The 15523-nt window shown below is 71.3% G+C and carries 14 protein-coding genes; 11 read left to right on the plus strand and 3 right to left on the minus strand.

All coding sequences use genetic code 11. The features are described from left to right. Nucleotides 1-51: 51 nt before the first annotated feature. Nucleotides 52-1161, minus strand: coding sequence for a DUF5937 family protein (locus ABR737_RS26110; RefSeq protein ID WP_350252723.1), 1110 nt, complete (start codon nt 1159-1161; stop codon nt 52-54). Between the two features lie 314 nt (nt 1162-1475). Beyond that, nucleotides 1476-2741 carry a threonine aldolase family protein gene (locus ABR737_RS26115; protein ID WP_502964375.1) on the minus strand — a complete coding sequence of 422 codons (1266 nt, stop codon included), beginning with the start codon at nt 2739-2741 and terminating at the stop codon, nt 1476-1478. A 285-nt stretch (nt 2742-3026) separates the two neighbouring features. Here ABR737_RS26115 and ABR737_RS26120 point away from each other — a divergent pair, with 285 nt between their 5' ends. The 10 genes from ABR737_RS26120 (at nt 3027) to ABR737_RS26165 (ending at nt 11834) form a co-directional block, all read left to right on the plus strand. Next, nucleotides 3027-4118: a Rossmann-like and DUF2520 domain-containing protein gene (locus tag ABR737_RS26120; protein WP_502964376.1), complete on the plus strand. Its 1092-nt coding sequence runs from the start codon at nt 3027-3029 to the stop codon at nt 4116-4118. Then, nucleotides 4115-5359, plus strand: coding sequence for a pantoate--beta-alanine ligase (gene panC, locus ABR737_RS26125; protein WP_350252724.1), 1245 nt, complete (start codon nt 4115-4117; stop codon nt 5357-5359). Before ABR737_RS26120 ends, panC begins: the two co-directional genes overlap by 4 nt. Then, a complete protein-coding gene (locus ABR737_RS26130; RefSeq protein ID WP_350252726.1) occupies nt 5356-7158 on the plus strand; it encodes an L-aspartate oxidase in 1803 nt (600 codons plus the stop codon). The genes panC and ABR737_RS26130 overlap by 4 nt, the downstream gene beginning before the upstream one ends. Before the next feature lie 69 nt (nt 7159-7227). Further along, complete coding sequence (nadC, locus tag ABR737_RS26135; RefSeq protein WP_502964377.1) at nt 7228-8322, plus strand: carboxylating nicotinate-nucleotide diphosphorylase; 1095 nt, start codon at nt 7228-7230, stop codon at nt 8320-8322. Between the two features lie 5 nt (nt 8323-8327). Beyond that, nucleotides 8328-9125 (plus strand): type III pantothenate kinase, encoded by a 798-nt coding sequence (locus tag ABR737_RS26140; protein ID WP_350252728.1) that lies wholly within the window; start codon nt 8328-8330, stop codon nt 9123-9125. A 171-nt stretch (nt 9126-9296) separates the two neighbouring features. Beyond that, nucleotides 9297-9914, plus strand: coding sequence for a hypothetical protein (locus tag ABR737_RS26145; RefSeq protein ID WP_350256925.1), 618 nt, complete (start codon nt 9297-9299; stop codon nt 9912-9914). A 45-nt stretch (nt 9915-9959) separates the two neighbouring features. After that, a complete protein-coding gene (locus ABR737_RS26150; RefSeq protein ID WP_350252729.1) occupies nt 9960-10139 on the plus strand; it encodes a hypothetical protein in 180 nt (59 codons plus the stop codon). Nucleotides 10140-10274: 135 nt separating this feature from the next. After that, nucleotides 10275-10811, plus strand: a complete 537-nt coding sequence (locus ABR737_RS26155) for a BlaI/MecI/CopY family transcriptional regulator (protein ID WP_350252731.1) — start codon at nt 10275-10277, stop codon at nt 10809-10811. A gap of 9 nt (nt 10812-10820) precedes the next feature. Beyond that, the gene (locus ABR737_RS26160; protein WP_159471520.1) at nt 10821-11339 is read left to right on the plus strand and encodes an amino-acid N-acetyltransferase; all 519 of its coding nucleotides are present in this window, start codon (nt 10821-10823) and stop codon (nt 11337-11339) included. A 156-nt stretch (nt 11340-11495) separates the two neighbouring features. Continuing rightward, entirely contained in the window at nt 11496-11834 is a 339-nt protein-coding gene (locus tag ABR737_RS26165) for a histone-like nucleoid-structuring protein Lsr2 (protein ID WP_328391183.1), read from the plus strand. On the opposite strand, the gene ABR737_RS26170 is transcribed toward ABR737_RS26165, so the two are convergent. Further along, on the minus strand, nt 11765-12454 hold the full coding sequence (locus tag ABR737_RS26170) for an SCO3374 family protein (protein ID WP_350252733.1): 690 nt from the start codon (nt 12452-12454) through the stop codon (nt 11765-11767). The genes ABR737_RS26165 and ABR737_RS26170 overlap by 70 nt on opposite strands. 498 nt (nt 12455-12952) lie before the next feature. Between ABR737_RS26170 and ABR737_RS26175 the strand changes: the two genes are divergently transcribed. After that, complete coding sequence (locus ABR737_RS26175; RefSeq protein WP_350252734.1) at nt 12953-15478, plus strand: ATP-dependent Clp protease ATP-binding subunit; 2526 nt, start codon at nt 12953-12955, stop codon at nt 15476-15478. Nucleotides 15479-15523 lie beyond the last annotated feature (45 nt).

The raw sequence follows: 15523 nt of genomic DNA on the forward strand, positions 1-15523 counted from the left end.
GGGCGGAGGAGGAGCCCCAGCGCGCTCGGGCCTCCTCCGGCCGGACCGCCGTCAACGCAGCACGCCCTCAAGGAAGTCGCTGCCCAGCCGGGCCACCACCTGGAGGTCCAGCTGGTGCAGCACATAGCGCCCGCGACGCCGCGTCTGGATCAGCCCGGCCTTCTTCAGTGTGGCGATATGCCGCGAGACCTCCGGCGAGGTGATCCCGAAGGCGTGCGCCAGCTCTCCCGTCGTATGCGGCCCCCGTGACAGCGTCCGGCACAGCTGCATCCGCATCGGGTGGCCCAGTGCCTCCAGCCGCTGCTGGACGAGTTCCAGCGCGGCCGGCGCCGGCAACTCCGGGTCGGCGACCGGGTACTGGAGCACGGGGCGCCAGCCCGGGGCGTGGCCGAACACCAGATGCGGCCAGCCGAACGACGTCGGCAGGAAGGTGACGCCCGGGTCAGCGGGACGGGCGAAGGCCGTCGTACGCCCCCGGGCCAGCTTGTCGACCAGGATGCGGGTGCCGCCGCTGCCGTCCTGCGCACTCTCCAGGGACAACGCCTGCGACGTCGCGGACAGCGTCTCGGCCAGGCCCTTGTGGCGCAGCAGCTCGGTCTTGTGCCGGGCATCCGCCGCCAACTGGATGCCCACCCGCCGCCAGATGTCCCCGAAGAACGCCTCCTCGCAGTCCTCGAACAGACGGCGCAGCCACACCCGCAGGCCGTCGGGGTCGGTGAGCATCCGGTCGGTGAAGGCCGCCTGCCGCGGGCCGCGTGCGGCGACCATCTCCCGTACCCGCACCCGTTCGTCCGCATCGACGAGGGGCGAGGGCGTGGGGCGGGTGTAGCGCGCCGAGCAGGTGATCTCGAACGCGGCGGCCACGAACCGCTCGTCGTCGATGGCGTCCAGCTCGTCCAGCTCCGCGGCCAGGGTGGCCCCGGGACGGGCCGGCAGCAGGATGTCGGCACGGGAGGACCGCCACAGGAAGTCCGCCTCGCACAGCCGGTCGGCCAGGTCGGGCTTCAGCGCCGCGTTGGTGGCGGTGACCCAGCCGTGCAGCCCGGGGTGGTGACCCGGCTCGGAGAGCGCATGCAGCGCGGCGCCCAGCTCCGCCAGCGGCGAAGGGGAGAAGACGACGCGCTCCGGCGGCAGCCCGGTGATGTCGATGACGTTGGCCATGCGCCCATCATGCGCGAGGCCACCACCTGCACGGACGTCGATTGACGGCTCCCGTCAATCGACGGGCCACCGGCCACCGGACCGCCCCACAGTGAGGGACATGAACGCCGCTCAGCAGCACCTCCTCGACACCTACCGCGCCGCCCGGCGAGGCGAAGCAGCCCCGCCCGCCCCGGGCACCCACACCGTCCGCACCGCACGCGAGATCCAGCAGTGGCGCCGCTTCCAAGCCGTCGTCACGGACCCCGGCAGCCGTCTTCGCGGACGTGTGAGGCGGGGCGGGTGGTCGGGCCTCACCGCCTTGCTGCGCCGCCTCACCCCCCGACCCGGCTCACGAACGCCACGAACTCCCTGACTGCCGCCCGCACCTCGTCCGCCGTCCAGCCCAGGGCGGAGGCGGAGGCGGTCACCTCGGTCACCGCCACCCCGGGCGGCCCTGCCGGGGCGGGCTCGAACCACCTCTGGAACAGCACCGTCCCGGTCTCCTCCGCCTGGCGTAGGCCGGCCTCGTCGAGCAGCGCGGGCGGGTGCGGCAGCCACACCTGGAACTGATGGGTGTGCGGCACCTCCGGGTGCACCCTGAACCACGGGACACCGGCCCCGTCCAGGCCCTCGCCCAGCGCGCGGGCCACGATCCGGGCCTGGGCCACGTACTCCGGCAGCCGTGGCAGCTCACGCTCCAGGCCGGTCAGGGCGGCCAGCGCGGCAGGCCACTGCTGGAAGAGATTGCCGCCGTACCGGTGCCGCCAGGTCCGTGCCTCCTCGATGAAGTCCTCGCTGCCCGCGAGCGCCGCGCCCGATATGCCGCCCAGCGTCTTGTAGAAGGAGACATACACGCTGTCCGCGAGGTCCGTGATCTCCGGGAGCGTACGTCCGAAGTGCGGGCCGCACTCCCACAGCCGCGCGCCGTCGAAGTGCACCACCGAATCCCGCTCCCGTGCCGCCGCCACCACCGCGGTCAGCTCGTCCCAGGACGGCAGTACGAAACCGGCATCGCGGAGCGGGAGTTCCAGCGCAAGGGTTCCGAAGGGCTCCGCCAGATCGGACACCTCCGCGGCGGTCGGCAGCCGCGGCGCGTCCGTCGGATGCACCATGCGCAGCCCGCTGACCACCGCACAGGCGTCGCGCTCATGCATCTCCAGATGCGACAGACGATGTCCGGCGACCGTGGCATTGCCCGTACGCCCCGCCCAGCAGCGCAGCGCCACCTGCTGGGCCATCGTGCCGGTCGGGAAGAAGGCGGCGGCCTCGGTGCCCAGGGTCTCGGCCGTCCGGCGTTCCAGCTCGCCGACGATGCTGCCGTCGTCGCCGTAGATATCGGGCCGGCTGTCCAGGTCGTAGACGGCCGGAGCCTCGGCCACCAGGCGGTCCAGCCGCTCGCGGACCGTCTCCAGGAAAGCGTTCCCCGTCAGCATCCGCTCCGCGCCGCGGTAGGCGGCCAGCCGCCGCGCGAGCGCGGCTGACGCGGTCGCGGTCCCCTCCTCCGCTGGAGGGCCGCCCGTGACGCTTGCGTCCGTGCCGCCCGCGCCTGGGACGCCTGCGTCCGTGACGCCTGAGCCTGCTTCCCCTGTGTGCCTCATGTGTTGCATGTGCCCCCCTGGCTGCTGCTTCTCTTGGCTGCTGTTTCTCTCGCGGCCCGCGGCCACGCAGCCGCCACGCCTCTGCCGCGCTTCTGCCACTCCTCCGCGCGGCACTGCACCGAGCATCACTCAGACCCGCGCGAAGCCGCGACCCCTGTGGATAACCTCGTGAGAGACCCCCGTCTCACCTTCCGTACAGCTCTGAAGGCCGCCGGAAACACTCGCGTAGCATGGCGAGGAATCGTCCGGTACCCCCCGCGGACTGGAACGGAAGGCCATCGCCGCGTGAATGCAATGCCACCCACCGAGGCCCAGGACCGCCCCGCCCGGCTGACCGTCGGAGTCGTCGGCGCGGGCCGTGTCGGGCCCGCCCTCGCCGCTTCACTGCAGCTCGCAGGGCATCGTCCGGTTGCCGTGTCGGGCGTCTCCGACGCCTCCGTACGCCGCGCCGCCGAGCTGCTGCCCGATGTCCCGCTGGTCACCCCCGCCGAGGTGCTGGCCCGCGCCGACCTCGTGCTGCTGACCGTCCCCGACGACGCCCTGGCCGACCTGGTGAGCGGCCTCGCCGAGACCGGCGCCGTACGGCCCGGCCAGCTGCTGGTGCACACCTCGGGCCGGTACGGAACCGCGGTGCTGGACCCGGCCACCCGGGCCGGCGCCCTTCCCCTGGCCCTGCATCCGGCCATGACGTTCACCGGAACGTCCGTGGACGTCCAGCGGCTGGCCGGCTGCTCGTTCGGGGTGACCTCGCCCGACGAGCTGCGGATGGCCGCCGAAGCGCTGGTCATCGAGATGGGCGGGGAACCCGAGTGGATTGCGGAATCGGCGCGTCCGCTCTATCACGCGGCGCTTGCCATCGGCGCGAACCACCTGGTCACGCTCGTGGCCCAGTCGATGGAGCTGCTGCACGACGCGGGTGTGCAGGCCCCGGACCGGATGCTGGGGCCCCTGCTCGGCGCCGCCCTGGACAATGCGCTGCGCTCCGGTGACGCGGCGCTGACCGGCCCCGTCGCCCGGGGGGACGCGGGCACGGTCGCCGCCCATATCGCGGAGCTGCGCCGGCATGCGCCGCAGAGCGTTGCCGGGTACGTCGCCATGGCCCGTACGACCGCGGACCGGGCCCTGGACCACGGCCTGCTGAAGCCGGAACTGGCCGCTGACCTCCTCGATGTGCTCGCCGACTCCGGCGACGGCACCGGGCGGGCACGGGGCAGCTCCGCAGCACCGGGCACCTCCGCTTCCGACGCAACCGGCCCGGAAGCCGCCGAGGGGCCCGGCCCGGACCCTGACGGCCCCGACGCCCCCGACCACGGCCCCGGCACCCCCGACCACGGCCCCGATGCCCCCGACCACGGCCCCGAGGGGGACGACCGATGACCTCCGCGCCGCAGATTCCGGACCCGGACCAGCCCATGGACGCAAGCCAGGACCGCTCCGCCGACGCGCGCCACCCCGCCGCCCCGCCCGTGGACGCGCGCCACCCCGTCCACCTCGTCCACACCGCCGCCGCCCTCCGCGACGTGCCCCGCCGCGCCGGCGCGCGCGCCGTCGTCATGACCATGGGCGCACTGCACGAGGGCCACGCCACCTTGATCCGCGCCGCCCGCCGCCGGGTCGGTCCGCGGGGCCAGGTCGTCGTCACGGTCTTCGTCAACCCGCTGCAGTTCGGCGCCGGGGAGGACCTGGACCGCTATCCGCGCACTCTCGACGCGGATGCCGAACTGGCCGCCGCGGCGGGCGCGGACGCGGTCTTCGCCCCGTCCGTCGACGAGGTCTACCCCGGCGGAGAACCGGAGATCCGGATCGCTGCGGGCCCCATGGGCACCCTCCTGGAGGGCGCCAGCCGCCCGGGCCACTTCGACGGCGTACTGACCGTGGTCGCCAAGCTGCTGCACCTGACCGCGCCGGACCTCGCCTTCTACGGTCAGAAGGACGCCCAGCAGCTCGCGGTCATCACCCGGATGGCCGCCGACCTCAACTTCCCTGTGGAGATCGTCGGCGTCCCCACGGTGCGCGAGGAGGACGGCCTCGCCCTCTCCAGCCGCAACCGTTACCTCTCGGCCCCGGAGCGGAGCACCGCGCTCGCGCTGTCGGCGGCGCTGTTCGCGGCCCGCGACCGGCTCGCCGCCGAGGAGGCGCTGCGCGCCCGCGCCGCCTCCGTGGGCCACGCGGCCCAGCACCGTTCTGCCGCCCTGGCCGCCCTCGGCGAGGACCGGGCAGCCGCCGACGCGCACGCCGTCGCCTACGCCGCCGCCGGCCCCCTGCATGGCCCCTCCGTGGCGCGCGCAGCGGCCCGCGCGGTGCTGGACGACGCTGCCCGGCTCGACCCACCGCTCACGCTGGACTACCTGGCCCTGGTCGACCCGTCCGATTTCACCGAGATCCCGGATGCGTACGAGGGCGAGGCGATCCTCGCGGTCGCCGCCAAGGTCGGCAGCACCCGGCTCATCGACAACATCCGTCTCGTCTTCCGAGCCGGACGACCGGAGGCAACGGCCGCCCACCACGGCGGCGCGACGCGGGACGCCACCACCACGGACGCGACCACGTCCACCGCACCCGTCGAAGCCGCCGCACCCCCCACCACCCCCCAAGGCCCCCTCGGAGCGACCCGATGACCGCCACCGGAACAGGCACCGGCACTGACAGCGGAGCAGGCACCGGCCCCGGCCGCGGCCCCGTACCGGGCACCGGCATACGTCTGAAGGCCCCCGCTCCCGGCTGGTCCATCGAAGCGGATGTCGTGGTCGTGGGCTCGGGAGTGGCGGGGCTGACCGCCGCGCTCCGCTGCGCCGCGGCCGGCCGCCGCACCGTCGTCGTCACCAAGGCCCGCCTGGACGACGGCTCCACGCGCTGGGCGCAGGGCGGTATCGCGGCGGCTCTGGGCGACGGCGACACCCCGGAGCAGCACCTGGCCGACACCCTCGTGGCAGGCGCCGGACTGTGCGACGAGGCGGCCGTACGGACCCTGGTCACCGAGGGCCCGGACGCCGTCCACCGGCTGATCCGCACCGGCGCCCGCTTCGACACCGCACCGGACAGCGACGAGATAGCGCTCACCCGCGAAGGCGGCCACCACCGCCGCCGTATCGCGCACGCCGGCGGTGACGCCACCGGGGCCGAGATCTCCCGCGCGCTCGTCGGGGCGGTCCGTGCCGCCGGACTGCGGACCATCGAGAACGCACTCGTCCTCGACCTGCTCACGGACGCCGACGGCCACACGTCAGGCGTCACCCTGCACGTCATGGGGGAGGGCCAGCACGACGGCGTCGGCGCCGTACACGCCCCGGCGGTGGTACTCGCCACCGGGGGCATGGGGCAGGTCTTCTCCGCGACCACCAACCCGGCGGTCTCCACCGGCGACGGGGTGGCCCTGGCGCTCCGCGCCGGCGCGGAGGTCTCCGACCTGGAATTCGTCCAATTCCACCCCACCCCCCTGTATTTGGGCCCGGATGCGGAAGGCCAGCAGCCGCTGATCTCCGAGGCCGTACGGGGCGAGGGCGCACACCTCGTCGACGCCGACGGCACCCGCTTCATGGTCGGCCAGCATGAACTCGCCGAGCTGGCGCCGCGCGACATCGTCGCCAAGGCGATCATGCGCCGGACGCACGAACAGGGCGTCGAGCACATGTATTTGGACGGCCGGCACTTCGGCGCGCAGATGTGGGAGACGCGTTTCCCGACCATCCTCGCGGCCTGCCGCAGCCACGGCATCGACCCGGTCACCGAGCCGATACCGGTCGCCCCGGCCGCGCATTACGCCTCCGGCGGCGTACGCACCGACCTGCGCGGGCGCACCACGGTCCCGGGCCTCTACGCCTGCGGCGAGGTCGCCTGCACCGGCGTGCACGGCGCCAACCGGCTCGCCTCCAACTCCCTTCTGGAGGGCCTGGTCTTCGCGGAACGGATCGCCGCCGACATCGCCGAAGGCCCCGCGACGGCGCGCGCCTCGGATCCCGCCCCGGCGCCCGCCACGGATCTCACACCGGCATCCACCCCGGCATCCGCGCCGCGCACCACCCTCCCCCTCCTCGCCCCCGAGACCCGTACCGCCGTGCAGCGGATCATGACCGCCGGAGCCGGCGTGCTGCGCAGCGCCGGGAGCCTCGCCCGCGCCGCCGCCGAACTGGACCGCCTGCACCGCGAGGCGGCGGAGGCGAGCGCCGACACCACCCACAAGTCCCCCGAGCCCGGCGTGGAGGCCTGGGAGGCCACCAACCTCCTGTGCGTCGCCCGGGTGCTGGTCGCCGCGGCACAGCGCCGTACGGAGACCCGCGGCTGCCATTGGCGCGAGGACCACCCGGACCGGGACGATGCCTCCTGGCGCCGGCACTTCCGCATCACCCTGGATGAGGACCGCGCGCTGACCCTCCATACGACGGCAACCGCCGCCTTCCCGCCGACCACGGCCCCCTGACCACCGCTCCACGATCCACAGCTCGACAGCTTCACCGATCCATCGCTCCACCGATCCACCGACTCGCTGATGACTTTCCACGAAGACGGAGCCCAGCCCGTGAGCAGCACCCGCGACGACCTCCCCCTCCTCCAGATCGGCGGGCCCACCGGCGGCGCCTCGGCCGGTGGCTGCGGCGACGCCTGCGGCTGCGGCGGTGACGAGGGCGCGTACGAGCTCGACCCGCTGACCTGCGGCCTCGACCCCGACCTGGCCGCCCTCCTGGTGGCCGCCGGGCTCGACCCCGTACAGGTCGAAGACCTCGCGCACCTCGCCATCGAGGAAGACCTCGACCAGGGCGTGGACGTCACGACCGTGGCCACCGTCCCCGAGGACGCGGTCGCCACCGGCGACTTCACGGCCCGCGAGGCCGGTACGGTCGCCGGACTGCGGATCGCCGAGGCGGTGCTGTCCATCGTGTGCACCGACGAGTTCGCGGTCGAGCGGCACGTCGAGGACGGCGACCGGGTCGCGGCCGGCACCCCGCTGCTGAGCGTCACCACCCGCACCCGCGATCTGCTCACCGCCGAGCGCAGTGCGCTGAACATCCTGTGCCGTCTGTCGGGCATCGCGACCACGACCCGGGCCTGGGCCGATGTGCTCGAAGGGACCAGGACGAAGGTCCGCGACACCCGTAAGACGACGCCGGGGCTGCGTGCCCTGGAGAAGTTCGCGGTGCGCTGCGGTGGCGGCGTCAACCACCGGATGTCGCTGTCGGACGCGGCGCTGATCAAGGACAACCACGTGGTCGCGGCGGGCGGCGTCGCCGCGGCGTTCACGGCCGTACGGGACGGGTTCCCGGGTGTGCCGATCGAGGTGGAGGTCGACCGGATCGACCAGATCCCGCCGATCCTCGCCGAGGGCGCCGACCTGATCCTGCTGGACAACTTCACTCCGGAGCAGACCCGGGAGGCCGTGGAGCTGGTCGCCGGGCGCGCCCTGCTGGAGGCGTCGGGCCGGCTGACCCTGGACAACGCCCGCACCTACGCCGAGACCGGCGTCGACTACCTGGCGGTGGGTGCGCTCACGCACTCCTCCCCGATCCTCGACATCGGCCTCGACCTGCGCGAGGACGACGGGCAGGGTGCCGAGGGCGCGGACGACGACGCACCTGAGAGCAGCTGACGGCCATGCTCCTGACCATCGACGTAGGAAACACCCACACCGTTCTCGGCCTCTTCGACGGCGAGGAGATCGTCGAGCACTGGCGGATCTCCACCGACGCCCGGCGCACCGCCGACGAGCTCGCCGTCCTCCTCCAGGGCCTGATGGGCATGCACCCGCTGCTCGGCGACGAGCTGGGCGACGGCATCGAGGGCATCTCCATCTGCTCCACGGTCCCCTCGGTGCTGCACGAGCTGCGCGAGGTGACCCGCCGCTACTACGGCGACGTACCCGCCGTCCTGGTGGAGCCGGGCGTCAAGACGGGCGTGCCGATCCTGATGGACAACCCGAAGGAGGTCGGCGCCGACCGGATCATCAACGCCCTGGCGGCCGTCGAGCTCTACGGTGGCCCGGCGGTGGTCGTCGACTTCGGCACGGCCACCACCTTCGACGCGGTCAGCGCCCGCGGCGAGTACGTCGGCGGCGTGATCGCTCCGGGCATCGAGATCTCCGTGGACGCGCTGGGCGTCAAGGGCGCCCAGCTCCGCAAGATCGAACTGGCCCGCCCGCGCAGCGTCATCGGCAAGAACACCGTCGAGGCCATGCAGTCCGGCATCCTCTACGGCTTCACCGGCCAGGTCGACGGTGTGGTGCAGCGGATGGCGCGCGAGCTGGCCGAGGACCCGGACGAGGTGACCGTGATCGCCACCGGCGGGCTGGCGCCGATGGTGCTCGGTGAGTCGTCGGTGATCGACGCGCACGAGCCGTGGCTCACCCTCATCGGCCTCCGGCTGGTCTACGAGCGGAACATCGCCCGGTCGTAGCCGCGCCGGGCCCGGTGGTGGACGCGCCTCGCCCGGCCCGCGGACCCCTCCCCGGTGCCGGGTGCGCGATGGTGCGGCTCGCTGCCGCGCCACCGTTCACGAATAAGCGGCTTTTGTCGAAATCGGTCGTAAAGTCGCCACATGCCAATGCCAAACGGAACCCGCGGCGGCATGGCGTTCAGCGCCGATGAGTTGCGTGTGCTCCGTCGCGCCCTCGCCCATGCCCTGCAGACGACGTCCCACCCCGCTCCGCTCGGCGCCCCCGGCACCGAGTGGTCACAGGACATCCAGGAATATCTCCGGCTGGCCGAGGCGGTCGACGAGGCGGTCCGCGAAGGCGGCCGGCTGCGTGCCTTCCTGCTCGCCGACCTCGCCCGGTACCGCGAAGCCCTGCCCGGCTCGGCCGTCGGCTACCTCGCGCAGCTGACCGAGGCGCTGGCAGCCGGCCATGTCCCCGGTCCCGACGACCTCGCCGCACTGCGCTCGCTGGCCGCACGCCCCGTCGGCCGGGCCGAGCGCGAACGCCGCGGGGTCCTCCTGCGGCACTGCGAGCGGCTGGCCGAACAGTCCGTGCGCACCCGGCTCCGTGCACTGCCGGGCGGCCGGTCGGCGGCCCGCTGCGGACGGGAGCCGGAGCCCGAGCGGGAGCCCGAGCCGGAGCGCAAACCGGAGCCCGCGCCGCCGCCGCAGCCGAAGACTCCGCAGCGGGACCGGCCGATCCCCACACCGGGCGAGGTGTTCCCGCCCCGCCGCAGGCCCGCCCCGCCCCCCGAGAGCCGCACCGCCTGAGCGCTGCGTACTCTGGACTCCCCGCCCCAAAGGAGGCCGAAAGCCATGGATTACGTCGCAGCGCTGCTCCCGCCCGTAGTGATGGCCGTGGCCTTCACCGCCCTGATCGTGACGATCGTCAAGAGCCAGGGCGGGGAGAACAAGGCCAAGGAGGACGCCGCCGTGGACGCCGTGCTGTCCCGCGCCGAGTCCGCCGGCCAGCAGCCCACGGCGCACGGCGCCTGAGCCGCCCGCCGCCCTTGCGGCGGCCCGCACGCACCGCACGGCCCGGGAGGGATTCTCCCGGGCCGTGCCCCCATTTCCGGCCCAAACGCAACAAGATCAACGGGCATTCGCGACATCTCCCACTATTGTTCTTGTGTGCCGAGACGCTTGGGTGATCTGGAAGACGCGGTCATGACGCGGGTCTGGGAGTGGAACCGCCCGGTCACCGTTCGAGAAGTCCTGGAAGATCTGCAGAAGGAACGGTCGATCGCCTACACCACGGTCATGACCGTATTGGACAACCTCCACCAGAAGGGCTGGGTGCGCCGCGAAGCCGAAGGCCGCGCCTATCGATATGAGGCGGTCTCCACTCGCGCCGCCTACGCGGCCGCACTGATGAACGAAGCATGGTCCGCCAGTGACAACCCCGCAGCCGCTCTTGTGGCCTTCTTCGGCATGATGTCCCCGGAACAGCGGCACGCCCTGCGGGATGCCGTACGGATGGTGCAAGTCGACGCACCGGCGGAAGACGCGGAACAACAGGCACAACAGCCGGAAGAGACCGCGCCCGCGGAAGAGCCCGCGGAAGAAGGCGGAGCACAAGGAGCTCAAGCGGCACCGGAAGGCGCCGGCGAAGCCGGACCGGCCGAAGGGGATGAACCCGGGGCGAGTGCCACCGGCAACGGGCGATAGCGTCCCCGCATGCCTCCGCATTCAAAAGGCCTCACCGTCCGCCGTGCCAGGACCGCCGATGTGCCGGCCGTACGCCGCCTCATCGACAGCTACTCACGTGACGGGATCCTGCTCGACAAAGCCACCGTCACGCTTTACGAGGACATCCAGGAGTTCTGGGTGGCGGAGCGCGACGAAGACGCCGAGGTCGTCGGCTGCGGAGCGCTCCACGTCATGTGGGAAGACCTCGCGGAGGTCCGTACCCTGGCCGTGGATCCGCGGCTGAAGGGATCGGGCGTCGGCCACCAAGTGCTGGACAAGCTGCTGCGCACGGCGAGCTGGCTCGGAGTGCGGCGCATTTTCTGTCTCACCTTCGAAGTCGACTTCTTCACCAAGCACGGCTTCGTGGAGATCGGCGAAGCTCCGGTAGACGGTGATGTCTACAGTGAGCTGCTGCGTTCCTATGACGAGGGCGTTGCGGAGTTCCTGGGTCTCGAACGAGTGAAGCCCAACACCCTGGGTAACAGCCGGATGCTTCTGCACCTGTGATGGGTGTTCTATGTCCGAATCGCTCCCCTATCTCATGGCTGCGGAAGCATGCGTTCCCCGGTCTGCGGGCAAGTGAACCCTACCCAAGGGTTTGTGTTTTTCCCGGAAAAGCGGTTTGCTTTCCGTCGTAATCCGCATTCGATGAAAGGGAAACCGGTGGCACAGAAGGTTCAGGTTCTTCTTGTCGATGACCTCAACGGTGGCGAGGCGGACGAGACGGTGACGTTCGCTCTCGACGGCAAGTCCTACGAGATCGACCTCTCCGACAGCAACGCCCAGAAGCTGCGCGACTCGCTTGCCGACTTCGTGAAGGCAGGGCGCCGTACCGGTGGCCGCGCTTCTTCGGGCCGTGGCAAGTCGCGTGCGGCGGCTTCCGGTGGCAGCCAGGACACTGCGAAGATCCGCGCCTGGGCCAAGGAGAACGGCTACAACGTCAATGACCGTGGCCGCGTCCCCGCCGACATTCGTGAGGCATTTGAGAAGGCCAACGGCTGATCGCCGCACTCGCGGTCCGATTGGGCATTACCAGCACGCCACAACCGGGCACGGTGGCACTCGGTCGCTGCCGCGCTCACGAGCCGTACGAGGTCGGGGGCGCTTCCACCGTCCCCGATTCCTGCTCCCGACCCCGTGGTGGGCAGGGAATTCTCCGCCTCGTACCCGGGCCGGGGAGGCCGCACCCACGTCGCGGCCTCCCAAGAGCCAAATCCGTATGACGGTGCCGTGCCGCCCGGGAACGCCGGCGCGGGCATCCGGTCGCCCGTCCCGCGGGTCGTGAGATCCGCTGCGAGTGTGCCCCACTCCAGCCATTCCAGGATTCCCGGAAGTTCTTCCGCGCCACCGGCCGCGATGAGCATGAGCAATTTCGGCCGATCACCCGGGGGTTTCCCGCCGCATCGGGCCCGGAGGAGCGCCACGGGGCCGGTGCGCGGTAGCCGCCGCAATACGGCACTTCCCGCATCGGCCGGCATCTCCAGGACATCGAAGCGCAGCCCCGTCAGCAGTTCCACCGGCTCCGTGCCGGTGGTCGGCCAGCCCAGCTCCTCCTCGTACCGGCGGTGAGCCGAGGCGCGGGGGGCGAGGGGAGTGCGGGGGCGTGGAAGCACGCGAGCCATGCCCGGTGCAACTCCCGTGGACCCGGGAAGTTACGCTGAGTGGAGGTGTGGATACACAACGTGCCCAGGTGAGGGGCGCGAGGGGGTGTCCGGTGGCGTGCGGATGTTCGCCCGTAGCGGATGGAAGACCCCCGCGCCGCATGGAGTGTCCGTGCCTGCGGGTAAGACAGTCTCAGTGGGAAGAGACGGTGTGACCGGCGCCCGAGGCGCTTCTCCCCGGCTGACGGCCGGCGGCGGACGGCGTGTCGGTACAGGGCGCGTTCGCCACGGGCGTAGTAGCAGAGGGCGTATATGCCTGGCCTGCGGGAACATCGTCTCGCACCATCGAGTTGGAGCAGATGTCAGCTGTTCGGCAGTAAATTTCCCCGCCGGAGCGGGGGTGATCCGGACGGGTGTCGGCAGTTGGAATGAGCTGTCCCGCCCCGCGGGACTAGCATGCGGAAGGACAGGGAGGGGACCGACCCCTAACTGCCTGACCGCTCTGAGGAGCGATTAACGATGTTCGAGAGGTTCACCGACCGTGCGCGGCGGGTTGTCGTCCTGGCTCAGGAAGAAGCCCGGATGCTCAACCACAACTACATCGGCACCGAGCACATCCTCCTGGGCCTGATCCATGAGGGTGAGGGTGTCGCCGCTAAGGCCCTGGAGAGCCTCGGGATTTCGCTCGAGGCGGTCCGCCAGCAGGTGGAGGAGATCATCGGGCAGGGCCAGCAGGCTCCGTCCGGGCACATCCCCTTCACCCCCCGTGCCAAGAAGGTCCTGGAGCTCTCGCTCCGCGAGGCCCTCCAGCTCGGCCACAATTACATCGGTACGGAGCACATCCTGCTCGGCCTGATCCGCGAGGGCGAGGGCGTCGCCGCCCAGGTCCTGGTGAAGCTGGGCGCCGATCTGAACCGGGTGCGGCAGCAGGTCATCCAGCTGCTCTCCGGATACCAGGGCAAGGAAGCCGCCACGGCCGGCGGCCCCGCCGAGGGCACGCCCTCGACGTCCCTCGTCCTGGACCAGTTCGGCCGCAACCTGACGCAGGCCGCTCGCGAGACCAAGCTCGACCCGGTCATCGGGCGCGAGAAGGAAATCGAGCGGGTCATGCAGGTCCTGTCCCGCCGTACCAAGAACAACCCGGTCCTCATCGGCGAGCCCGGCGTCGGCAAGACGGCGGTCGTCGAGGGCCTGGCGCAGGCCATCGTCAAGGGCGAGGTGCCCGAGACCCTCAAGGACAAGCACCTCTACACCCTTGACCTCGGTGCCCTGGTCGCCGGCTCCCGCTACCGCGGTGACTTCGAAGAGCGCCTGAAGAAGGTGCTCAAGGAGATCCGCACCCGCGGCGACATCATCCTGTTCATCGACGAGCTCCACACCCTGGTGGGTGCGGGCGCCGCCGAGGGCGCGATCGACGCCGCGAGCATCCTCAAGCCCATGCTGGCGCGAGGCGAGCTGCAGACCATCGGTGCCACCACGCTCGACGAGTACCGCAAGCACCTGGAGAAGGACGCGGCCCTGGAGCGCCGCTTCCAGCCGATCCAGGTCGCGGAGCCGTCGCTGCCCCACACCATCGAGATCCTCAAGGGGCTGCGGGACCGCTACGAAGCGCACCACCGCGTGTCCATCACGGACTCCGCGCTGGTCGCGGCGGCCACCCTCGCCGACCGCTACATCTCCGACCGCTTCCTGCCGGACAAGGCGATCGACCTGATCGACGAGGCCGGCTCCCGGATGCGGATCCGCCGGATGACCGCGCCGCCGGACCTGCGCGAATTCGACGAGAAGATCGCCGATGTGCGCCGGGAGAAGGAGTCCGCGATCGACTCGCAGGACTTCGAGATGGCCGCGGGCCTGCGCGACAAGGAGAAGCAGCTCCTGGCCGCGAAGGCGAAGCGGGAGAAGGAGTGGAAGGCCGGCGACATGGACGTCGTCGCCGAGGTGGACGAGGAGCTGATCGCCGAGGTCCTGGCGACGGCCACCGGCATCCCGGTCTTCAAGCTCACCGAGGAGGAGTCCTCCCGGCTGCTGCGGATGGAAGACGAGCTGCACAAGCGCGTCATCGGCCAGAAGGACGCCATCAAGGCGCTCTCCCAGGCCATCCGCCGTACCCGTGCCGGCCTGAAGGACCCCAAGCGTCCCGGCGGCTCGTTCATCTTCGCCGGTCCGTCCGGTGTGGGTAAGACGGAGCTGTCCAAGACGCTGGCGGAGTTCCTGTTCGGCGACGAGGACGCGCTGATCTCCCTCGACATGTCGGAGTTCAGCGAGAAGCACACGGTCTCGCGGCTGTTCGGTTCGCCTCCCGGCTACGTCGGCTACGAAGAGGGCGGTCAGCTCACCGAGAAGGTGCGCCGCAAGCCGTTCTCCGTGGTGCTCTTCGACGAGGTCGAGAAGGCCCACCCGGACATCTTCAACTCGCTGCTGCAGATCCTGGAGGACGGTCGCCTGACCGACTCCCAGGGCCGGGTCGTGGACTTCAAGAACACGGTCATCATCATGACGACCAACCTCGGCACCCGGGACATCTCCAAGGGCTTCAACCTCGGCTTCGCGGCCCAGGGCGACTCCAAGTCCAGCTACGAGCGGATGAAGAACAAGGTCAACGAAGAGCTCAAGCAGCACTTCCGCCCCGAGTTCCTCAACCGTGTGGACGACACGGTCGTCTTCCACCAGCTCACCGAGGAAGACATCATCCAGATCGTCGACCTCATGATCGCCAAGGTGGACGAGCGGCTCAAGGACCGCGACATGGGCATCGAGCTCAGCAGCGAGGCCAAGTCGCTGCTGGCCAAGCGCGGGTACGACCCGGTGCTCGGCGCCCGTCCGCTGCGCCGCACGATCCAGCGCGAGATCGAGGACGCCCTCTCGGAGAAGATCCTCTTCAGCGAGCTGCGTCCGGGCCACATCGTGGTCGTCGACACCGAGGGCGAGGGTGACACCGTCAAGTTCACCTTCCGCGGCGAGGAGAAGTCGGCACTGCCCGACGCCCCGCCGATCGAGTCCGCGACCGGCGGTTCGGGTCCGAACCTCAGCAAGGACGCCTGAGCGGCACCGCGGATATCCCGCATACGGCACTGCCCCGGAATCGTT

Source organism: Streptomyces sp. Edi2 (assembly GCF_040253635.1).
GTDB lineage: Bacteria > Actinomycetota > Actinomycetes > Streptomycetales > Streptomycetaceae > Streptomyces.